General features: G+C 42.4%; 20 protein-coding genes. 5 read left to right on the top strand and 15 right to left on the bottom strand.

The window, feature by feature from the left end; translation table 11 throughout:
- Positions 1 to 6: 6 nt before the first annotated feature.
- The 3 genes from ACUNWA_RS02900 to ACUNWA_RS02890 all read right to left on the bottom strand — a co-directional run bounded on the left by ACUNWA_RS02900 (position 7) and on the right by ACUNWA_RS02890 (position 3,912).
- Positions 7 to 1,614, bottom strand: coding sequence for an OmpP1/FadL family transporter (locus ACUNWA_RS02900; RefSeq protein ID WP_445590378.1), 1,608 nt, complete (start codon positions 1,612 to 1,614; stop codon positions 7 to 9).
- A gap of 277 nt (positions 1,615 to 1,891) precedes the next feature.
- On the bottom strand, positions 1,892 to 3,079 hold the full coding sequence (locus ACUNWA_RS02895; protein WP_445590377.1) for a transglutaminase-like domain-containing protein: 1,188 nt from the start codon (positions 3,077 to 3,079) through the stop codon (positions 1,892 to 1,894).
- A 122-nt stretch (positions 3,080 to 3,201) separates the two neighbouring features.
- Complete coding sequence (locus ACUNWA_RS02890) at positions 3,202 to 3,912, bottom strand: YebC/PmpR family DNA-binding transcriptional regulator (RefSeq protein WP_445590376.1); 711 nt, start codon at positions 3,910 to 3,912, stop codon at positions 3,202 to 3,204.
- Positions 3,913 to 4,225: 313 nt separating this feature from the next.
- Between ACUNWA_RS02890 and ACUNWA_RS02885 the strand changes: the two genes are divergently transcribed.
- Positions 4,226 to 5,230 (top strand): FAD:protein FMN transferase, encoded by a 1,005-nt coding sequence (locus ACUNWA_RS02885; RefSeq protein WP_445590375.1) that lies wholly within the window; start codon positions 4,226 to 4,228, stop codon positions 5,228 to 5,230.
- Between the two features lie 183 nt (positions 5,231 to 5,413).
- Here the strand turns inward: ACUNWA_RS02885 and ACUNWA_RS02880 are convergent, their stop codons facing one another.
- The 10 genes from ACUNWA_RS02880 to ACUNWA_RS02835 form a co-directional block, all read right to left on the bottom strand.
- Positions 5,414 to 5,662 (bottom strand): hypothetical protein, encoded by a 249-nt coding sequence (locus ACUNWA_RS02880; RefSeq protein WP_299580833.1) that lies wholly within the window; start codon positions 5,660 to 5,662, stop codon positions 5,414 to 5,416.
- A gap of 117 nt (positions 5,663 to 5,779) precedes the next feature.
- Positions 5,780 to 6,496 carry a DUF6261 family protein gene (locus tag ACUNWA_RS02875; protein WP_445590374.1) on the bottom strand — a complete coding sequence of 239 codons (717 nt, stop codon included), beginning with the start codon at positions 6,494 to 6,496 and terminating at the stop codon, positions 5,780 to 5,782.
- 557 nt (positions 6,497 to 7,053) lie between these two features.
- Positions 7,054 to 7,680, bottom strand: coding sequence for a T9SS type A sorting domain-containing protein (locus ACUNWA_RS02870; RefSeq protein WP_445590373.1), 627 nt, complete (start codon positions 7,678 to 7,680; stop codon positions 7,054 to 7,056).
- Positions 7,681 to 7,709: 29 nt separating this feature from the next.
- Complete coding sequence (locus ACUNWA_RS02865; protein ID WP_445590372.1) at positions 7,710 to 8,414, bottom strand: hypothetical protein; 705 nt, start codon at positions 8,412 to 8,414, stop codon at positions 7,710 to 7,712.
- An 18-nt stretch (positions 8,415 to 8,432) separates the two neighbouring features.
- Complete coding sequence (locus tag ACUNWA_RS02860; RefSeq protein ID WP_445590371.1) at positions 8,433 to 8,813, bottom strand: hypothetical protein; 381 nt, start codon at positions 8,811 to 8,813, stop codon at positions 8,433 to 8,435.
- 2 nt (positions 8,814 to 8,815) lie between these two features.
- Positions 8,816 to 9,538: a hypothetical protein gene (locus ACUNWA_RS02855; RefSeq protein ID WP_445590370.1), complete on the bottom strand. Its 723-nt coding sequence runs from the start codon at positions 9,536 to 9,538 to the stop codon at positions 8,816 to 8,818.
- A gap of 768 nt (positions 9,539 to 10,306) precedes the next feature.
- Positions 10,307 to 11,236: a hypothetical protein gene (locus ACUNWA_RS02850; protein WP_445590369.1), complete on the bottom strand. Its 930-nt coding sequence runs from the start codon at positions 11,234 to 11,236 to the stop codon at positions 10,307 to 10,309.
- 323 nt (positions 11,237 to 11,559) lie between these two features.
- Entirely contained in the window at positions 11,560 to 11,913 is a 354-nt protein-coding gene (locus ACUNWA_RS02845; protein ID WP_445590368.1) for a hypothetical protein, read from the bottom strand.
- A gap of 306 nt (positions 11,914 to 12,219) precedes the next feature.
- The gene (locus ACUNWA_RS02840; RefSeq protein WP_445590367.1) at positions 12,220 to 14,724 is read right to left on the bottom strand and encodes a S8 family serine peptidase; all 2,505 of its coding nucleotides are present in this window, start codon (positions 14,722 to 14,724) and stop codon (positions 12,220 to 12,222) included.
- Positions 14,725 to 14,759: 35 nt separating this feature from the next.
- Positions 14,760 to 15,236, bottom strand: a complete 477-nt coding sequence (locus ACUNWA_RS02835) for a hypothetical protein (protein ID WP_445590366.1) — start codon at positions 15,234 to 15,236, stop codon at positions 14,760 to 14,762.
- A 421-nt stretch (positions 15,237 to 15,657) separates the two neighbouring features.
- Between ACUNWA_RS02835 and ACUNWA_RS02830 the strand changes: the two genes are divergently transcribed.
- The 3 genes from ACUNWA_RS02830 to ACUNWA_RS02820 are packed head-to-tail and all read left to right on the top strand — an operon-like array spanning position 15,658 to position 17,751.
- Positions 15,658 to 16,044, top strand: coding sequence for a hypothetical protein (locus ACUNWA_RS02830; protein ID WP_299580838.1), 387 nt, complete (start codon positions 15,658 to 15,660; stop codon positions 16,042 to 16,044).
- A complete protein-coding gene (locus ACUNWA_RS02825; RefSeq protein ID WP_299580841.1) occupies positions 16,037 to 16,315 on the top strand; it encodes an acylphosphatase in 279 nt (92 codons plus the stop codon). Before ACUNWA_RS02830 ends, ACUNWA_RS02825 begins: the two co-directional genes overlap by 8 nt.
- A 2-nt stretch (positions 16,316 to 16,317) precedes the next feature.
- On the top strand, positions 16,318 to 17,751 hold the full coding sequence (locus ACUNWA_RS02820; protein ID WP_445590365.1) for a pyridoxal-dependent decarboxylase: 1,434 nt from the start codon (positions 16,318 to 16,320) through the stop codon (positions 17,749 to 17,751).
- Between the two features lie 49 nt (positions 17,752 to 17,800).
- On the opposite strand, the gene ACUNWA_RS02815 is transcribed toward ACUNWA_RS02820, so the two are convergent.
- Entirely contained in the window at positions 17,801 to 18,982 is a 1,182-nt protein-coding gene (locus tag ACUNWA_RS02815) for a glycosyltransferase (protein WP_445590364.1), read from the bottom strand.
- A 74-nt stretch (positions 18,983 to 19,056) separates the two neighbouring features.
- Positions 19,057 to 19,647, bottom strand: coding sequence for an OmpH family outer membrane protein (locus ACUNWA_RS02810; RefSeq protein ID WP_445590363.1), 591 nt, complete (start codon positions 19,645 to 19,647; stop codon positions 19,057 to 19,059).
- Positions 19,648 to 20,011: 364 nt separating this feature from the next.
- Between ACUNWA_RS02810 and ACUNWA_RS02805 the strand changes: the two genes are divergently transcribed.
- Entirely contained in the window at positions 20,012 to 20,887 is an 876-nt protein-coding gene (locus ACUNWA_RS02805; protein WP_445590362.1) for a proline dehydrogenase family protein, read from the top strand.
- Positions 20,888 to 20,926: the final 39 nt, after the last annotated feature.

The raw sequence follows: 20,926 nt of genomic DNA, 5'->3' as shown, positions 1-20,926 counted from the left end.
AAATGCTTATTTGAAAATACTGTATTGCAATCCAATAGCGATGCCCAGATTTTCCTTGTCATAGGTCTCCGTATAAGCGGGAAACGCTTTATCTTCATCCTCATAAGCCGTATAAAGCACGCCGGCATCCAAGGTCAACTGCTTGGTTGCTTTCCACTGAAAACCAGCCGCAAAAGAATTGGAAGAATTGCTGTAGCTGAAGTCACTTTGGTACTGCTCGCTTACTCCGGTGGTTGACTGCATTGCTCCGGCACTCAGCGCAAAACGATCAGAAACATCGTACTGCAATCCGAGTGAAATTTCCCACAAATTATCATCGACAACCCGCTTGTCGCCAGACATCGTTTTCCCCCAATTTACACCTTTATCAAAGTAATTATTAAACGACACCGAGCTAACTAACTTTGGGGTCAGTTGATAATCTACCCCAACCATTAAAATGGCAGGGATGTCGGTACGCGATTCGGCTTTATCCGGAAAAAAGCCAGTATCATCGACCTTGGTGTCATTGGTCAATTTCAATACGGTTTGGAATTCATATTTAACCCCAATATTCAAGCGATCGCTGGGAGAAATATTTACTCCTAAAATTGGCGTAAAACCAGTCCCTGTTTGTTTCGTGTCCAATTCCTGATCTTGCAGCAAGGCCGAGTTATTCTCCAACTCGCCAGCAGTAGCACTAAGAGAAGTGGCTCCTGAATTGAAGGTTCCCTGAACCTGAGTAATCGGCATCGCATCAATCTGATCCTGATTAGCTCCAAGGACCATTAAGCCCTGTTCTATCTCTGCACGTTTAGCTGCATCAATATAGCCAGCTCCCTCCACCTGCGCCAGCGTATAACTTCCTGCGCCTCCTTCAACTAAGGACTGCATACCTAAAGCTGCCTCAGCAGCACTTACAGCATAAGAACCTACGAGTGAAGACGCATTTAATAAAAACTGTTCTGCATTGGTCAGCTCATCGTTTACTTTCAGTTTGATATTTGAAATTGTTCCGGTATAAGTGTTCACCGAAGGCAAAACCCGAACCCCTCCATAAACCGACACAACATCATTGATTTCTGCACTCATCCCCAGTTGAATTCCCCAAAAAACCGATTGTCCTTCGAAAGCGATAGCAGCATCGTATCCTGACTCCACATTGTACCCAAAAGCCCCAAGTCCGGCTAAAGCTGGCACCAGCTGTCCATTTACCTGGCTGGCAATTCTCCCTTCAAAGGAAGGGATTCCATCATCAAAAACAACGGAACCGCCACCGGCATTAGGTCCAAATCCCAGGGAGAAGGCCAGCTTGTCTTTCTTATACACCGCAAAGGCGCTTGGAAAAACAGGCACTTTCAAATCGCCAATAAATTCCTGATTATTCAAAGGAGCAGTGGTTGTAATGGTTCGGGTTTGAAACAACGTTTGACTATGAAAACCAAAATGAAAACCATTCTGCAGCTCCATTACCCCGGCTGGATTGAAATATACTGCATCCAGGTCAGTAGAAGCATTTCTGGAAAGCATCCGAATGTATTGCGCACTCTGATTCGCGTTTGTCAACAAGCCTCCAGCAAATGCCGATTGCATGCCCAAAAAGCATACAATGAATAATAAAGTCGTTCTTTTCATTCAATTTAAAGATTAGTTGTAACTGACAAAAGTAAAATATTTTGTTTTTCAAAAAAGCATTCCTGCTGTATATCAGTTAATTGAAAAACATTAGACTAAAGAAGTCTCTTGGTCTAAAAGTATAATCTGAACTCTTACTAACATTAACAAAGGCCGTTAGCAGAAGACTCTATTGAAAAAAGGCGATGGAAGCAGTTAAAAATAACTGTCTCCATCGCCTTCAAAATTCATGATCGACGAAGGGATCAACTTCCCCTCTATCAAACCAATTGCAGGTTTACAACGTCACCTGGTAAAGCTTAATCAATTCAGCTTGATCGCCCGTTTCAATTTCCTGTTCCAACTGATTTCCATCGCCATCGGCAAAGCGGAAAGTGTATGTTGTATTCTTCTTTAGTTTGAACTTTAAAAAGCGATTCAAATCATCAACGGTAGCCGGCGAATAACCAAAATCAATCATTTTATCGCCCAGCAGAACCTCTACGCGGTCCGACACCCGCAAGTCGCCATTGCCTGTATCGCGCCCTTTGTAAAGCACCACATCCACCAACAATTCATCATCATTCAGCGAACTGTTTTTCACCTGCTCTTCGTACAGGCGGATGTATCTGGCCGTTACGTTTTCTCCCGGGATGTATTGAATACTTTCATCCCACACGCAAGGATAGCTCAAGCCTGTTTTTTTAAACGATGTGGCATAAACTCCATGAATCGGCTTTTCGGGGTCAGCCTTTCCGGCATCGGCCAAAAACCAGCTTTTATTCAATTCATCAGGATAGTACTCGGTAAAGTACCATTCTCCGTCCAGGTAAACCTCAACCCAGGTATGATTTCCGCGCATGTTGGTCCACAATGGCGTGCCAGCAATACGCGCCGGAATTCCAACAGCCCGAAAGGCATCGGTCAGCAAAATTGACAAACCAGTACAACTTGCCATGCCTTGTTCCATCGACTCGTAGGGACTCTGGTCAGCTTTACGGCGTTTGGTATTGTACTCCACCTTCACCACATCCTTAATGTTTTGAGTCACCGAATCAACCGCTTCAAAAATAGTAGCACACTCGGCAACCAATGGCGTAAACCGATCCAGAAAATCCTGTCGCCAGTTATCGCGTCGTTCATTTAAGCTGGCATAAGGCAGCACCTCATTATAGAAAACGGAGTCGGGCAAAGCCTGACACCAGGCAAACTGCTCGCGCGCCTGATAGGCCACCCGTGTATTTTCAAGAATAAAGTCTGCAGTCAACGAGGTCAAATCCCGCTCAGGCATGTTTGTCACTAAAAACAAAACCGCCTTACGGTGCTCTTTGGGTGCTTGCTCCAAGGCCTTCTCCAGCTCCACCCGATTCTCACCGGCTTTATTAAAAGCCGTTTCCAACTGTGCTTGTTCTTCATTTGTCCATTGGGTCTGGCAGGAAGAAGCTACTACCAAAATCAAAACCAAGAGTGTATAAATCTTTCTCATAGGGCAAAAATAATTCTTTTTGAGTTATCGCCGAACAATTTCACAAAGATCAGGGTACAAAAAAAGCTGCTGCCCGACGGACAACAGCTTTTCGTTCTGTTTTTATTTATTTCAAATTCAAATCAGGCAATGTTGGTAAATACCTGCTGCACATCGTCATCTTCTTCAATTTTATCCAGCAGTTTTTCAATATCCTCCAGTTGTTCTTCGGTAAACTCGACGGCCGATGTTGGAATACGCTGCAAGCTTGATTTTTTCACATCAATCTTCAACTCTTCCAGCGCCTGCGAAAGTGTTCCAAAGCTGGTATAATCGCCGTACACGTAAACCGTGTCCTCATTTTGCTCCACTTCTTCCAGTCCGGCGTCAATCAATTCCAGTTGCAGTTCTTCCAGGTCCAGCCCCTCATAAGCTTCAAACTGAAACACCGCTTTGCGGTCAAACATAAATTCGAGCGAACCTGTAGGCACCAGGCTACCTCCAGCTTTGTTGAAGTACGACTTCACATTGGCCACCGTACGGGTGGTGTTATCAGAGGCACATTCAACAAAAATCAATACCCCATGAGGACCTTTGCCTTCGTAGTTGACTTCGGTATAATTGCTGGCATCTTTTCCTGCCGCACGCTTAATGGCCGCGTCAATATTGTCTTTAGGCATGTTTTGCGCTTTCGCATTTTGAATGGCTGTCCGCAATTTGGCATTCATATCCGGATCAGGCCCGCCTTCTTTGGCGGCCATCGTGATTGATCGTGATAACTTTGGAAAAATTCGGGACATATGCCCCCAGCGTTTTTCCTTGGCTGCTCTCCGGTATTCAAATGCTCTTCCCACAGTTCAAATATTTTAGTGTGAATGTTTTATTTTTCCGAACGCAAAATTAAAAATAATCATCCAAGAATGTTTCTGAAAAGCCAAAAAAGAAGCCCCTAAAGCATCAATCAGCTGGAAAACAACCTACAAGCACACTTCTTGTCCCGTAAATTGTGCTCCCAATAAAAAGCAAGGTATCTGGATGGAAGAGGTTCAAAAATTACCACAACAAACAGGAATGCGCTATATTTACACCAGCAAACAGCCCTGTGGCGCCCATCAGCTCAAAACAAAGGCTCAACCGCTTAAAGGACAACTTCAAAACACAAGATCAATGAGAACATTTTACCTTCTTTCCCTCCTTCTTTTCGCGCTGGCATCCTGCCAACAACCCGCTCAGTACATTTCAAACGAGGGGTATATTTACGGAACAATTTATCATGTTACATATGAAAGCCCGCAAGGGAAAGACCTTCAGCCGGAAATTGAGGCCGTTATGATGGAGTTGAACCAATCCATGTCCACCTTCGATTCAACCTCAACCATTTCGAAGGTGAATAAAAATGAACCCACCGAACTGGACGAGCTCTTTATCACCATTTTTAAGCAGGCTCAGAAAATTTCGGAACTCACCGATGGCGCCTTCGACATAACCGTGGCTCCGATGGTGAATGTCTGGGGATTTGGGTTCAAAAACAAAGAACAGGTTACCCCCCAACTCATCGACTCGCTCAAGCAATTGGTTGGCTACCAAAAAGTACATCTCGAAAACAGTCAGCTTATGAAGGATCATCCCAACACCATGCTCGATGCCAGTGCCATTGCCAAAGGATTTGCCTGCGACATGGTGGCGGATTATTTGTATAGCCAGGGCTGTAAAAACCTGATGGTTGAGATTGGTGGCGAAGTGGTTGCCAAAGGAAAAAATGCCAAAGGAAACTACTGGTCAATTGGGATCAGCAAACCCGATGACAACGAATTTTTCACCCAGCAAAAGCTAAAAGCCATTGTTGAACTGCAGGACAGAGCCTTGGCCACTTCGGGCAATTACCGTAATTTCTATGTGGAAGATGGCATAAAATACGCCCACACCATCGATCCGAAAACCGGCTACCCCGTTCAGCACAGCCTGCTGAGCACAACGGTATTAGCCGACAATTGCATGACGGCCGACGCCTATGCCACGGCATTTATGGTGAGTGGTTTGGAAAAATCCATCGCCATAGCCGAAGCTGACCCGGAGATTGATGTGTACTTTATTTATTCAGACCCAAACGGGAACTACCAAACCTATGTAAGCCCGGGATTTAAAAAGCTGCTGAAAAAGGAATACGAGTAGCGAAGAAAGGAAGAAGGGAGTAAGGAAACAGGAGAACGGGGAAGGAATATCGGACAACCGATAATTTGAAATTTGGAACCTGGAATTTGGAACCTGGAACTTAGAACTCGAAAAAACAATCAGCCGTCCTTTAACGAAAAAAGACGGCTGATTATACCATAAGCTCAGTTGAGCTGCAAGTTATCAACATCCACCGGGGCTATCCTCAATCAGTGAAAGTTGTTTAAATGTTAATTGACGTTTGGCTTTTGCCTGCTCCATCTTATCAAAAGTCTGGGCACAGGTAATGCCGCGCTCCTTCATGTGTTTGTTGGCTCCAATATGCAGGTTCGGGAATTTCCCCCTTTTCTGAACTAAAATGCGGATGGCCAACCCAACAAAAGCAAGGGCCACCAAGGCTACAGCAACGCCAAATACTAGCAAAAATTCCATGGTTCTCTCCTTTCTTTATAAGTGCTGCAAAAATACTTAAAAATCCAGTTTAATCGTAATGACTACTGGTCTATTTTCAATAACAGTCTGATGGGCCGTATAGTTGCTCCGGTGCTCCTACTGATTGACCACCGGACGGCTGCCACTTTGCCGGGCCGATGCCGTAGCCTCACGAATCGCTTGATCAAGTTCTTCAACCGTTTCACGAATTCCTACCGGTTCGTTGAGCGCATTAAGGGCATTAAGCATGTTGCACAGCAAATCCAAGGAGGTTTTTAACTGATCGAAAGCCTCTTTATCAGTCACCGTGTCGTCGGTCGAACGGGCAGCAGTCCGCTCCTGCGAAAGATTAACAAACGCCTGGTTGTCGCGATGCAGTTCGGTTATCCATTCCACCGCATGAATGGTTACCAGGTGCGTTTGCATCGCCTGGTCATTCAGGTCCTTTAGCAAACTCGTAATTGCTGCTGTTTCTTCAGCATAAGAAGCATGGTATAAACGCAAGCCGTTTTTTTCAAAAAGAGGCCACAGCGATTCGCAAGCCAGCCGGTACTCCTCGTTCTCGCGCAGTAAACCCGCTGCTACATGATCGCGCAAGGAGCGGTAACTGTTATCGCGTCGCTGATCGGCCTTCCGGATCAAACTGGTTAATGCTTGCCAGCTACTGCTGCCAACCGCCTGAACAGCCATTTCCTGCTTAAGGCGAATGGTGGCCAGCAAGGATGAAATCATTGGATGATCGGGAAACCGGTCGGTCAACAACTGTATCATCCGCTGTGAAAGACTGACTAAATGGGCAAGGCTGAAATAAGAGTATAAAATTTTTAAGATCATAACTATTGATTTTTAAATGATTAAGAACCATAAATTACAACAAATTGATCAACTTAACAATAGGAATGCAAAAATTAAGGAACAGTAGTCACTGGCTACCGATTTTCATTTCTACGGAGCGAGAAGTAAAAATTAGCTGCCGATTTTCATTTCTACAGCGCGAGAAGTAAAAGTTAGCTGTCAGTTTTCATTTCTACAACGCGAGAAGCAAAAGCTGGCTGTCAGTTTTCATCTCTACGCAACGAGAAGTAAAAGTTGGCTGTTGATTTTCATTTCTACGGAGCGAGAAGTAAAAGCTGGCCGCCGATTTTCATTTCTACAAGGCGAGAAATAAAAGTTAGCTATCAGTTTTGATCTCTACAACGCGAGAAATAAAAGCTGGCTGCCGATTTTTTAATGATCGTTAAAAACGACACCAAGCGAACCCCTTGTTACCGCTTCGCTCAAACAAGGGTTGAAGGTATAAAAAGGTTGCCTGAAAACATTTATGTTATGAAGCAACTGAAACTTCATTAGGCCCGGCATAAATACAAGGCCTAATGAAAGCTTTCTTTTGCTTACTGCTCTTTCACCACCAGCTTTTCGGTCAGCACCTCACCATTTACTTTAGCCCGGATAATGTACACCCCTTCTTTCCAGCCCGTAGTATTTAGCGTGGTTTGACTACCTATTATTTTTTGCTTGCGGGCTTTTAACTGTTGCCCCTGATTGTAAATCTCCAAATCCCACTCCGGTAAAGCTTCGGTGCTTTTGGCCTCTGCCGAAGCAGGCTCTACCGAAATAGTAGTTTCTACGGTGGAGGGATTGGGCGAAACGACCAGCAAAAGCGAATAGCAGTTGGCTCCTGACAAAACAAGAGAAGGGGCTAAATAAGTCCCCCAACCACATGCATTACGGGCTTTTACTCTTACCGATACCGGGTTGTCGGCACCGTAAGGGGGAGCCGTAATTTGAACATTCTCTTTCGGAATAAAGGCAAAGGGATCCATAGGGTGTTGCACCACCTGCCAATTACCGGCATCCCACTCGTATTCCAGAACAGAGCCAGCTTTATTCCAAATCACTTTGCCGTCATTGGGCATATCCAAGCAAATTTGGGCACTCCCAGGATAATATGGTCCAACATTAACAAAGTCAATATCCTGCGGATCAGGAGTTCCTGCATAAACGGTTTTTCGTGGCAAGCTAATATCGCCGCAATCGGTGTTCAGTGTTACGTCAACCCAACTGCTACCAGACCCCGTAGCTGAAAATACACCCGTTGAAGTGTTTTGACCGGAAGTAAGAGAAAGGTTTGGTCCTGGTTCCAGGCAATAGAATTGACAGCTGGCAGGTTACTTAAGGAAAAAGAAGCACCGGAAGAACAGACGAGGGAAGGGCCGGAAATAGAGAAGTTTAGTTTATAATATTTCAAATTACTCGTTCCGTAAGGAGAATCATCCCATGCATGTCTCATTAGAGGATATTCATTCCATTTTGAAATCAGTACACCTGGATTCTCCGTTGTTATTGCAGAATGATCTCCTGATAACCAGTTCACCTTTCCAGGGTATACACTTTGAGCTACTTCTACATAACTTCCATCCTGCCAATAGGTATACTCAGGATTATTATCGTAGGGATAACCATAGCCTATCCAACGATCAGAACCCCCTTCTGAAATATGCCAGGCATAACCGTGACAGTTAAATTTGCGAGTTGAGCTATACCCATCATAAGTTTCAATTTGAACCGCATTAGGATAAGCACTAGCATAATATGTATCATAATAATCCCTCCAGTAATTAGAATTTTCAGAGGTGATATATGCAATTACCGTAGTTCCCTTCGGTGTACAGACGTCATTTCTATAGTCCTGACCATAAGCAATTCCTAAAATAAATTGGAGAAAGATTAATAAATTTATCGTGTTTTTCATGATTCGATTATGTATTTATTAATTTGAAGTTGAAAAAATTTTATTTGAATCTGTTAAATAACTATTCAATTCGTCCAAACTCAAATCCTCTAAATCAGAAGACTGTACTCCATTACAATCAAAAAGATAAAAAGCGATTCCTCCCGAACCTAAAGCCATATCCGTGACGATGATATCCGAGTTTTCATAGGTTATCAGCCATATACTTCCGATATAATTTCCAGTTTTGTCATCCAATGATTTATTGGCCAATTCATTCAGCCATTCCAGTTGATTTAACGGGTCGTTATATCCACAGGCGCTAACTTCTTTAAGTGGATCAATATAACTGTTCCCCTCCTTTTCACACGAGAGGGTAAAAAAGATGGCCCCCAGTACCAATAATATTTTGGTTTTCATGATCAATTATTTTTTAAATATTTATCTGTTACCTGATCGATTTGATTTGGTATTTCCGGATCGGTTAAAATACCGTAATAGATATAGGGAGATACCTTGGTCATATCAAGTTCTGATTTGAACTTGTCCGAATCGCTCATAACGATACTGGTAATGGCCAGATAATTCGTTTGAATTCCAGTTGTCTGGTACCAATCCGGCTGATTTTTCTTTTTTTCTTTCTTCAGCAAAAGCTCTTGAATGATTTCCTTTTTACCATTAGTATCAATTTTTTTCAACATTAAAGGATGCGAAATAAAAAGCTCAATAAAGGACATATTCAATACATAGTTCCCTTTTTCCAGTATGGTCCCGTTAGCAGGAATCGCTGCCGGTTCTATTGACTTATATTTTTTCAATAATTCGTCAGGTGCATCATCGCGCTTTAAAAGCTCCCGGAATCCGTTGAAGTCATTTTCAAATTTGACAAAACCATCTTTGATGTTATTAAAAGCAAAGATATCGGGTAATAAGGGATAGCTAAGGCAAACTTTTAATAAATCCCGGGTATTCATGGTAGCTAATACATCACCGGGAATTTGACAATTTTGAACCTTTTCAGCATTATTTTTTAACGATTTCCAGACCTCTGAACCGGGTTTTACGGGATAGTCCCACTTAACACCTTCTGATTGTGGAAAAGCAAGCATAGGCATAAGTAAAATTAAAAATAGAATTGTTTTCATTATTTCTTGTTTTAAAGTTTAATATATATTCTTCTTTTGCCGGGAAATCCGGCCGGTAAGGAAAAGTTTTTAAGGCGGGTGTTGTGATTTCATGATCTTTGGCTTTAAAGTTTCAACGTGTACGCTTAATTACCTTTTTCAATCCGGCAGTTGCCGGGAAGGAAAAGTTCGTAGTCGTTGTCCCTTTTTATGAACCGCAATTGGAAAGTAGATGAGCTAAGTTACCAAAGAGTTGCGTTAGGTTTTCATGTTAGCGAACATATTTTAAATCCAATATGGTAGCAACTTTTTTGTTTATTCCATTGAACAATAGCTAGTTCCTTTTAGCTGGCCTGTTAAAAAACAGGAGAAGATCATTCCTGAAAACCTGGCTTTTGTTCGTTAAACACGGGTATCAAAAAAAGGCCAAAAGGTGCACTTCATGGGTTCACCGGACATTTTTTTTGTTTTTATTAAGCAGAGAGAGTCGTATTAATCCGGAAAGAATCTAAATAAAACACAGCAAATTGAGTTACAAACTCAGAACAGTTCACCCCTCGTTTCCGCTTCGCTCAAACAAGGGGGAGACAGGGGAATGCACTGATTTTTAGAATAGTTGTTTTCATTTTTATAAGTTTTAAAATTTTATATGAATGATATTTTGCCTGGCAGCCCGGCTAAAGCGGGTAAGCTTATTAAACTGTTGGCTTGGCTTTTATGGATTCCAAATCCATTGTTAATAGGGATCGGATTCCAAATCCGATCCAGCCACGTTAATAGAGGCTAATCTTAAAATGTAATTTGTCTTTGATTGGTACCATCCCGATTCACGATATACAATACCTCTTTAGAATAGTCTACATTCGCATGGCTGAATACGATCTCATCATTTACCGACCACGAAGGATCATTGCCGTAAGCAATCTCCTGCTGGTTAGTTCCGTCGGCATCCATCACGCATAAGCGAAGGCTGCTGCTCCAGGCTATCATTTGGCCATCTGGGGACCAAGTGGGAGCACGATCATCTCTTTCATTGTTTGTAAGTCTAATCTTCATCTTACCCATGAGATCTTGCTTAAAGATTTCACTTGGAGTCCTACCATTTACCCAATCATAATAAATGAATTCATTCTCATTAGGAGATAATTCTGAATCCCTACCAGAAGTAATATTGATCCCAAAAATTACATTTGGATTCTGGAATTTGTGTGTCATAGAATATAAGCCTCTCTCATCGCCTAATGGCTTGTCAAATAATATATACTTACCATCTGACGACCAATCCGGAAAATAAAACTCAGGATTATCCAGATGGTTTAGGCCTGAAAAAGTGGTAAGGCTGTCTCCGTTTATTTTACATTTTTGAATTACTCCCCCAGAGCTAAAAACAAGCCACTGCCCATCGGGAGACCAGGACGGTGAAAAATGATCCCCTCGCAAAACTAATTTACGATTACCCCCGTTCTTATCAATAATGTAAAGCCCTGTGGGATAATCGCCAGAGTTTCCCCAAGCAAAATGATAATAGGCGATATGTTCGCCATCCGGTGAAAAAGCCGGGAACTGGTCCTGCGGGCCTTCGATAATGTAATTTATCGGTGATGGATAGTCATCCTCTTTATAACATGAGACAAGGAAGATTAATATCAATATATTTAACCAGAGTTTAAAGTTTGATAAAGGTTTTTGTTGCATAGCGAATTCTAAATTAAAAACCATACTCTTATTTCATATTTTTACATTCCTAATTAAAAGAAGGAGCAGCAGAAGCCTGATACTTTGTTTTCATCATTTTAAGTTTTTGATTATTATTTTTCAGGATCAGGCGTAAGGGGGCTGGCCGATTTTTTAATGGTCGTTAAAAACGACACCAAGCAAAGCCCTTGTTACCGCTTCGCTCAAACAAGGGGAGATGGGGAATTAAACAGTTCGACCTTATGGATTCCAAATCCATTGTTAGTAGGGATCGGATTCCAAATCCGATCCAGCCACGTAAAAACGATAACGATTGTTGTAAAAGCTCTTTTCATAATTTTGAGATTTTAATTGTTACAAAATTCTATCTGAGCCGTGAACTGTGCCCATAAACAGTCAGCAGTTGCGGGACCTGCCCAATCTTCATGTTGGATGATCTTAAAATATACAACATCTCCTACTTTTAACGTTGCCTCGTATAATTCTGGATTAAAAGTCATTGTATTGCCTGCTTCAAGCTCGCCATCTTTAATGGTTTTGACAATTTCTATAATATTCTGGCATCCGTCCCCTTGGTTAAGGCTTACGATCTTTCCCTGGTAACATAAAGGGTCTCGTTCATCATCTTCTTCACATCCCGCCCCCATCAAGCTAAAGAGCAGGAGGATGATAGTGATTTTAAAACTAATTGGTTTCATCATTTTAAGTTTTTAATTACTATTTTTCAGAATCAGGCGTAAAGGGGGGGCAAATCGTACTAAGGCGGGTGTAAATCCATCGCTTTTACATCTTAAGGTCTTGCAAATTGTCGGTGTATACCTTTTCCAAAGTTCTATAACTTAGGAAAAGTAATTAGATCATAGTGCCCTGGGTTCCTTAAAAATCGCAATTGACTAATAGATGATTGAAGGTATAAAAAGGTTGCCTGAAAACATTTATGTTATGAAGCAGCTGAAACTTCATTAGGCCCGGCATAAATACAAGGCCTAATGAAAGCTTTCTTTTGCTTACTGCTCTTTCACCACCAGCTTTTCGGTCAGCACCTCACCATTTACTTTAGCCCGGATAATGTACACCCCTTCTTTCCAGCCCGAAGTATTTAGCGTGGTTTGACTTCCTATTATTTTTTGCTTGCGGGCTTTTAACTGTTGCCCCTGGTTGTAAATCTCCAAATCCCACTCCGGTAAAGCTTCGGTGCTTTTGGCCTCTGCCGAAGCAGGCCCTACCGAAATAGTAGTTTCTACGGTGGAGGGATTGGGTGATAGAGAGAGGAGATAGGGATAGCATGTGTTTGTAGAAAACTGCAAAGCCGGAGCACTGTAATTACCCCATCCACATGCATTTCTGGCTTTAACTTTTACATTTACCCAACCATTCACGCTACCGTAAGGTTTAATAATCTGTACATTCTCCATTGGTATTTCAGCAAACGGATCCATGGGGTGCTGATTTACTTGCCAGGAATTAGATCCATCATCGTAAACACTCCACGAATATTCTAATATACTGCCTGTTGCATCCCAACGGACTATCCCATCGTTTGGTATATCTTCGCATAAGACCATTGATCCAGGATAATATGGCCCAACATTGACAAAATCAATATCCTGCGGATCAGGAGTTCCTGCATAAACGGTTTTTCGTGGCAAGCTAATATCGCCGCAAACGGTGTTCAGTGTTACGTCAACCCAACTGCTACCAGACCCCGTAGCTGAAAATACACCCGTTGAAGTGTTTTGACCGGAAGTAAGAGAAAGGTTTGGTCCTGGCTCCCAGGTAATGGAATCAACAGGTGGCAGATTGCTTAAGGAGAAAGATGCCCCGGAAGAACAAATAATGGAGGGGCCGGAAAGGGATGGATAAATTGACAACACTGCAGCATGGGCATTGATGCAACCATAACCAACTTCGTCATCCCAAGTCCCATTATTCCTTCCAGAAACTGTTGAATAATTATAATTCCCGACTTTAGTGCAAGTTGATTCAATGGCATCCCTAACTTCATCTTGAGTCAACCCAGGGTTAACTGATAATATCAATGCTGCAACACCAGCAACTTGAGGACAAGCAGAAGATGTACCGTTAAACCAAACCGTATAGTCATTATCAGTATAATCATTACTAACTAAATTCCCATTATTGTTGGTGTGTATGGGTATATTCGGATTATATCCGTTATTACCCTGCCTATCAGTCGTTGGTATTAATACACCAGGGGCAACTACATCTAATTGTGTCCCATAATTACTTCCCCATCTATCTTCCCCATCACAAGAGTTTGGATTTTTCCGTTCACCGCACGGACTCATAGCTCCTACAGCAATAATATCCAGATTACTATTTGCGGGATAGTTTATTGCTCCGTCATCATTTCCTGTGGCAAATACAACAACGCATCCCAAATTATTTCGCCCTTGTGTTAATGCATTATCAATCGCATCATCAATAAAAGCTCCGGCTAAAGATGTATGCCCCCATGAATTACTAATAATATCAGCTCCATTTTGCCAGGCCCAATTAATTCCATCTGCTAATTCTTGTCTTGCATTGATTGTAAGCGTTAATGGGTGACTAACCGACATCAATTGACATCCTGAAGCAACACCAGCAATACCCTGATTATTATCAGCAGTTGCTCCAATAATACCTGCACATGCAGTACCATGGTCACCTCTAACCATACTAGGGGAGGTTGCTGTAGGCGTATCATAACTTAATGCTGATACATTAGTCAAATCTGGGTGATTCAACTCAAATCCATGATCTAAAACAGCAACTATTACATTATTACACCCATTAACTAAATCCCAAGCATCGCAAATATTTATATCTGTCCCACTGGTTCCCCCATACTGGGCAGTATTACTTAAATTCCATTGATCAGAGAAATAATCATCATCAACACACTCAACTAATTTGTCTGCCATTAAATCAGGTTCGGATGAATGAAATCTTCCTGATTCATAAAATAAATTTGCCATTTCTAAAGAATTTCCTTTAGAATCTTTACTACATGCTAATGTATACCACAAAGGCATAAATTTATTTTTACCAAGAATCTCTACATTATTTTCAACTGCGAGTCCTTCTAATAATTTTATATCACCTGCATTCTTAAGTTTCACATAAAACAAATGAGAAAGTCCTACCTCGGAGTCATCCTGTGTCAAGAGAAATGAAGATACATATAGTACTTGCTTAGAAAATGAATCGACAAAACCATTCATTTCTTGTTGTTTTTCAACAATTAACCAGCTCAAATCTTCCTTTTCCTTTTTTAGTTTATCTAATGCACTAATCGAATTATCCTTATATTTTTTAAGCACTTTCAATGAGTACTTATTTAAGTCAGCAATAACTTGATCTTCATGCCGACTTTCATATAATACAAACTTTTTATTTTTCACTTCTTTTAAATGAACTTTTTCACCCTTATACCAATAATATGAATCACTTTGTCCAAAAAGATTTAAAGAAGCAAAGATTATTCCTAGTATAATTACAATTTTCATGATTCAATGTCGTTTAGTTAGTGATTTTTGTTTTTTTATTCTTCCTGTTTGACATATTCTATAACCTCGATATTTTTAACGTCCTCTCCAAGTGTTTTCTTTATTACAACATGATATGAGAGGCCAATTGCAACTGTAGATATATCCGTTAAAAAAGTTATAGTGTATTTTGTCTTAGAACTGCTTTCTTCTACACTTTCACTGTAGATAGTAGCTCCCGTAGTGAATGACTTACTACCAAGAATCACTATGTATTTAGTAAAATCAATTTGAGGACTACAATCAATTTCAACGTATTTTTCAAGTTCTTGTTGAGAGGTAATGACGTAGTGGTTATTCGCATATCCTTGCTTTAAATGCCATGGAATATTTTCACACCCGAAATCAGAAAATTTAAAAACTTCTACAGGCATAAGATCTTCATTCTCAATCGTGTTTTCTTTTTCGCACCCTGCTCCCATTAAAGCAAAGAGCATAAGGAAAGTGCCGATTTTTAAACTGATTGTTTTCATTATTTTAAGTTTTTGATTATTACTATTTTTTTAAGAGTAGGCGTAAAGGGGGGGGCGAATCGTACTAAGGCGGGTGTAAATCCATCGCTTTTACATCTTAAGGTCTTGCAAATTGTCGGTGTATACCTTTTCCAAAGTTCTATAACTTAGGAAAAGTAATTAGATCATAGTCCCCTGGGTTCCTTAAAAATCGCAATTGACTAATAGATGATTGAAGGTATAAAAAGGTTGCCTGAAAACATTTATGTTATGAAGCAGCTTTGATAGCTCAAAACATCAGCGTGCTTAAGCCTTCTTCAAGGGTGCAATTAACCATCAGGGCACCAATTCTTTCCAGCTAATCAGGCCTAAAGCAAGAAGTACTTGTAAACCGCATGCAAATCTCAAACATTCTTGCTAATTTTAAAGCAAAAATCACATCATGCAAAAACACATCAATATTGTTGCAGCCCTGCAAATTGGCTACAGCATCTTCGGAATACTTTTCGCCCTCCTAATTTATACCATTCTGCATTTGGTTGGAGATTTCTCCGACGACGCGGAAGCCAACCTCGTCCTATCGATTGTGGCCAATGTCATTGCCGTTCTTTTCATCCTGGTGGCTATCCCTGGCATTATTGGCGGACTTGGCTTAATTAAACGAAAAGAATGGGCCCGCATCCTGGTTTTAATCCTGTCGGTTCTGGCTATTTTCAATTTCCCGGTTGGAACAGGTGTCGGCATCTATTCCATTTGGGCACTGGTACATCCGGATGTGGTGACTGAATTTGGGAAAGCTCCCGAAGAAGCACCGGTCAATCATGGCTAAATCCAGACGTCATATCTTACTTTCCGGAAGGGTTCAAGGTGTTGGATTCCGGCATTTTGTTCATCAAAAAGCCAAGGAATGCCAGCTGAATGGCTGGGTGAAAAACCTGCCCAACGGGAAAGTGGAACTGGAAGTAGAAGGCCGGGAAAAGGATTTGAACTGTTTTATCGATTACCTGAAACTAGGAAACGGCTATAGCCGAACCGACCAATTAAACCAAAGTAAACTAGAACCAAACGCCAATTACAGCGATTTTAGCATCCGATATTAACCATGACAACACAAAACTACCATATGAGCCCGGCGCAATTTCGCGAGGAGGGCAAAAAACTTATTGACTGGATCGCCGACTACTATGAGCAAGTCGAAAACTATCCAGTTTTATCGCAGGTAAGCCCCGGTGATGTTCGTAAGAACCTGCCGCCCAATGCGCCGGAAAAAGGCGAAAGCTTTGATGCCATGATGAAGGATGTGGAACAATTCATTATGCCCGGAATCACCCACTGGCAATCCCCCAATTTCTTTGCCTACTTCCAGTCCAACACCTCCGGACCATCCATTCTGGGCGAGCTGCTTTCGGCCGGACTGGGCGTTCAAGGCATGCTGTGGGCCACCAGCCCCGCCTGCACCGAGCTGGAAAGTCATGTAATGGATTGGCTGGTTGACATGATGGGCTTGCCACAGGCGTTTAAAACCACCAACAACGGTGGCGGGGTTATTCAGGACACCGCCTCCAACGCGCTGATTACCGCCTTGCTTTGTGCCCGCGAAATGAAAACCAATTTCGGAACCAACAAGCTGGGAGGCTGCCCCAAGATTGTAGCCTATGCCTCGTCGCAAACACACTCTTCGCTGGAGAAAGGCATTAAAGTGATTGGCGTTGGTGAACGCAACCTGCGCATTGTGGAGGTGGATGAAAACTTCGCCCTGGATCCGGAGAAAATGGAACAGCAGATCAAGCAGGACCTGGAGGAAGGCTTTATCCCGTTTTTTGCCTGCGCAACCATTGGCACCACTTCCTCCAACGCTGTTGACCCGATTCGGGCCATTGGAGAAATCTGCCGCCGTTACGACATCTGGCTTCACATTGATGCCGCCATGGCCGGATCAGCCGCCGTGTGTCCCGAGTACCGCGCCGCATTCGATGGCCTAGAATTGGCCAAGAGTTACGCCTTCAATCCCCATAAATGGCTATTTACCAACTTTGACTGCGACTGCTTTTATGTTACCGACAAAGCGGTACTGATCAAAACCTTAAGCATTCTGCCGGAATACCTTAAAAATGAAGCAAGCGAAAAAGGAGCCGTGATTGATTACCGCGACTGGCACATCCAGCTGGGGCGTCGTTTTCGGGCATTAAAACTGTGGTTTGTTATTCGGCATTATGGCCTGGAAGGACTGCGCTACCACATCAGTGAGCACATCCGCCTGGCAAAAGAGCTGGCTGCCTGGGTTGATAAATCGGAAGACTTCGAATTGCTGAACCAACCGCCATTCAACCTGGTTTGTTTCCGGCATAAGCAAGGAGATGCTTTCAATAAGGAGCTGATGAACGCGCTAAATAAAAGTGGTAAAATCTTTCTGACACATACCGTTCTGAATGGGCAATTCTGGCTTCGCATGAGTGTGGGACAAACGCAAACCCGGCAAGAACATGTAGAACGAGCCTGGGCCTTGATTCAGCAAACAGCTGCACAGCTGGCTTAAACGCCCGAGGAATAGCAATGAAATAAACATCACACGCTTATCAGGCCATTCAAGTTTGCTTGAGTTGCCGGTAAGCTTCATCCAAATCCTGCAAAGGATAGCAGTGAGGATGGGTGAAGTTCAGAAATTTCAGCATTTTAAACGCATTGAAATTTGCAAAAAAGCGTTTGTGAAAACTGCTATAACGTGCAGCATTGGCGCGGACTTCTTCCAGCGAGGCCAGGAACCCATCTTCTGTCAGGAAAGCCTTTAAAGGCGCTGGCAACTGGTTCAACAGCGCCTGGATATTGGTAGCGGCATAAAGCCCTGGCAACAGGTCGAACAGTTGCTTTAAATCCTGAAAGGCCTGAAAGTTGTAGGTTTGCGTCAGACTTTCGTCCCCCTCTAGCCATTTCCTGAGCACCGGCCCGGTACCAAACGGAACCCGGTGCGAGATGCGTGCCGAAGGATAAACGCAGGTTTGGTTAATTTCGCCAATGTGGCCCGCCTGCGCCAGTTTATGCAAAAAGTAAAAATCCTCGCCCGCCTGTTTACGGTTCATCCCACCCTGCTTCACATACGCTTCGGCGCGCACAGCAAAGGCTGAACCGATGGTGTAAATCGCATGCGGAAAGCCTGTGAAGGCCATCGCCTGCTTGTAATAATGCAAATAGGTTTCGTACAGTTGCATGCCTTGCCGGTGCCGCTCTTCTTCCAATTCCGAAATCCGATGTTCAAATTTCAGTGTTGCTGCAACATCCTTGGGGGCCTTCTGAAAATGCTCCTCAAGGGCTACCAAGTAATTGGGAGCAACCAGTGTGTCCGCATCCAGCGAGATCAGCAACCCATCGGCCTTATCGATTGCTGCAAAGCGTCGGATGGCTTCATCCATGCCGGTTTTGCGGGCCAGTCCGGCCCCGGCATGCTTTTTCCGAAAAGGTGGCGGAACCAAAACATGAAGCTGAAAAAAAGCCGGTGTCTCGCTTTGCTGCCAGGCTTCCAGCTCCTGAATGCTTTGTTGATTCTGAAGGGTCACCGTCTCCGGGCTATGTTCCGACTGGTTCACCACAACGATCACTTCAACCTGTTGCCTGGGCGGCTGACAAGCAGCCAGCGAATGAATCGTTCGCAAAATATCCGGTTCGTCAAAACAGGGGATTACCACAATCATGCCCAGGTCTGCTGCGGGCATCTCTGAAACCCATGCGGGGTAGTTAATATTGCGTTGAATGTAGCGGTTGGCAAAAGTCATGCAGGAAAGTTAGGGATAAAAAAAATCCGGACAAAGTCCGGATTCAATCAGCCGTAAAATGACTATTTTGTTTCTTATTTATTCTTGTAACGCAGGTTCAACTCGTCCAATACCTCTTTGGTAATGTTATGCGCGTCATCACCAATCAGCACATTGCCCGCATTCAAAATGTAATTGTATTTTTTATCCTCGTTATACTCTTTCAAATAATCCATCAAGCTATCAATCAATTGCTGATTATTAGCTGCCTGCATTTCTGATAGTTTTGTAGAAAGCTCTTGGTCCAGAGTTAAAATCTCCTGCTCTTCACCTACCAGACGATCACGCTCCTGGATGGCACGATCCTGAGTTAAAAAACCACCACGCTGTACTTTTTCCTGGAAAGCAGCAGCACGCTTTTCAAAAGACGAACGTTTGTCCGTGTACTCTTTGGTATAGGCTTCCTGGTTTTTTGTGAATGTATCGTGTAATTCTTCCGCTAAATCATAATTCATAATCAGAGAATCAACCTTGACATAAGCAATCTTTAAATCAGAAGTTGAGCCTGCAGTCGATGAATTATCATGACTACCTTCTCCGGCACTTTTTCCACTAAAATGTAACACATAAATCACAATGACTGCAACAGTCAAAACCAAGTTCAGGATCAATGAAGAATTTTTCATTTTGTTCTAATTAGTTTTAATTTTTTCAGAAAGAATACCAAAATGCCATTTGATCGGGCTTAATCTTTCGTCATTTCAATCAACGAATATCAAGCATCAACCTTTTCAAATGCTTTCCCTTTCAATATAATTTGAGCCAAAAATAAAAATTTAAAATCAGCTTTTCAGCTTTAATGCAATATTTTTTTAAGACTCCCAGTAGGATCATATGCAGAGAAAACATGCGCAAAATCATGACTTTTCGCTGACAAACATCATTGATACAGAGTGCCCTGAATACGTATTTTAGGTTAGTGAAAAACCATATTAACTAAACTAGCAAAAGAACATGTTGAATAAAATGATTGCAAATATACTTCCTTACATGCCAAAAAAATTGATTTGGCAGTTCAGTAAGCGATACATCGCCGGAAAAAGCATTGAGGATGGTCTGAGGGTTTCCCGCAAGTTGAATGAACAAAACATTGAAGTGACCATCGACTTACTGGGCGAGTTCACTTCCAGTTTGGAACAAGCAGAAGATAACAAAAACCAGTACCTGGAAATCATTGAACGTTTTACCAATGAAAATATAAAAGGCAACTTCTCTTTAAAGCCAACCATGTTTGGATTGCTGATCGATCAGGAAGCCTGCTACCAACACTTGCGGGAAATAGTTTCCAAAGCGGCTGAAAAAAACAATTTCATCCGAATTGACATGGAGGACTCGCAATGTGTCGACATTGAGTTGCTGCTTTTTAAAAGACTGAAAAAGGAATTTAGTGGCTATATAGGGCTTGTCGTTCAAGCCTATCTTCGGCGTACAATTGAGGATCTGACAGATTTGAGTAAATTCCCATCCAACGGACATCCCCTGAACTTCCGCTTATGCAAGGGTATTTATGTTGAGCCGAAAGAAATTGCCTTCAAAGATTACCAGGAAGTTCGAACCCATTTTCTGGACGATCTGGAATTCATGTTCAAAAATAAGATGTATGCCGGCATTGCCACCCACGACAAATACCTGGTAGAAGAAGCCATCAAATTAATTGAAAAATACCAGGTTCCTCAGTCGATGTATGAATTTCAAATGCTCTATGGCGTAACTCCCGAACTGCGAAATTCAATTGTTCAGGCTGGTCATAAGATGCGGGTTTATGTTCCTTTTGGCGAACAGTGGTTTAACTACTCGACCCGCCGTTTAAAGGAAAACCCACAAATGGCAAATCATATCATAAAAGCACTGTTTTTTAGAGGTTAGGTTTTAAATTTAGCAGAGGCGATATTCTTTCAAAATCGC

This window comes from Sunxiuqinia sp. sy24 (genome assembly GCF_052677165.1).
The sequence above is the reverse complement of the archived record's forward strand: the minus strand, read 5'-3'. Positions and strand labels throughout refer to the sequence as shown.

Excerpts from the sequence above, each read along its gene's own strand:
- ACUNWA_RS02900 (WP_445590378.1), bottom strand. The coding sequence starts at position 1,614 with ATGAAAAGAACGACTTTATTATTCATTGTATGCTTTTTGGGCATGCAA.
- ACUNWA_RS02895 (WP_445590377.1), bottom strand. The coding sequence starts at position 3,079 with ATGAGAAAGATTTATACACTCTTGGTTTTGATTTTGGTAGTAGCTTCT.
- ACUNWA_RS02885 (WP_445590375.1), top strand. The coding sequence starts at position 4,226 with ATGAGAACATTTTACCTTCTTTCCCTCCTTCTTTTCGCGCTGGCATCC.
- ACUNWA_RS02880 (WP_299580833.1), bottom strand. The coding sequence starts at position 5,662 with ATGGAATTTTTGCTAGTATTTGGCGTTGCTGTAGCCTTGGTGGCCCTT.
- ACUNWA_RS02875 (WP_445590374.1), bottom strand. The coding sequence starts at position 6,496 with ATGATCTTAAAAATTTTATACTCTTATTTCAGCCTTGCCCATTTAGTC.
- ACUNWA_RS02865 (WP_445590372.1), bottom strand. The coding sequence starts at position 8,414 with ATGAAAAACACGATAAATTTATTAATCTTTCTCCAATTTATTTTAGGA.
- ACUNWA_RS02860 (WP_445590371.1), bottom strand. The coding sequence starts at position 8,813 with ATGAAAACCAAAATATTATTGGTACTGGGGGCCATCTTTTTTACCCTC.
- ACUNWA_RS02855 (WP_445590370.1), bottom strand. The coding sequence starts at position 9,538 with ATGAAAACAATTCTATTTTTAATTTTACTTATGCCTATGCTTGCTTTT.
- ACUNWA_RS02850 (WP_445590369.1), bottom strand. The coding sequence starts at position 11,236 with ATGGTTTTTAATTTAGAATTCGCTATGCAACAAAAACCTTTATCAAAC.
- ACUNWA_RS02845 (WP_445590368.1), bottom strand. The coding sequence starts at position 11,913 with ATGATGAAACCAATTAGTTTTAAAATCACTATCATCCTCCTGCTCTTT.
- ACUNWA_RS02840 (WP_445590367.1), bottom strand. The coding sequence starts at position 14,724 with ATGAAAATTGTAATTATACTAGGAATAATCTTTGCTTCTTTAAATCTT.
- ACUNWA_RS02835 (WP_445590366.1), bottom strand. The coding sequence starts at position 15,236 with ATGAAAACAATCAGTTTAAAAATCGGCACTTTCCTTATGCTCTTTGCT.
- ACUNWA_RS02830 (WP_299580838.1), top strand. The coding sequence starts at position 15,658 with ATGCAAAAACACATCAATATTGTTGCAGCCCTGCAAATTGGCTACAGC.
- ACUNWA_RS02825 (WP_299580841.1), top strand. The coding sequence starts at position 16,037 with ATGGCTAAATCCAGACGTCATATCTTACTTTCCGGAAGGGTTCAAGGT.
- ACUNWA_RS02820 (WP_445590365.1), top strand. The coding sequence starts at position 16,318 with ATGACAACACAAAACTACCATATGAGCCCGGCGCAATTTCGCGAGGAG.
- ACUNWA_RS02815 (WP_445590364.1), bottom strand. The coding sequence starts at position 18,982 with ATGACTTTTGCCAACCGCTACATTCAACGCAATATTAACTACCCCGCA.
- ACUNWA_RS02810 (WP_445590363.1), bottom strand. The coding sequence starts at position 19,647 with ATGAAAAATTCTTCATTGATCCTGAACTTGGTTTTGACTGTTGCAGTC.
- ACUNWA_RS02805 (WP_445590362.1), top strand. The coding sequence starts at position 20,012 with ATGCCAAAAAAATTGATTTGGCAGTTCAGTAAGCGATACATCGCCGGA.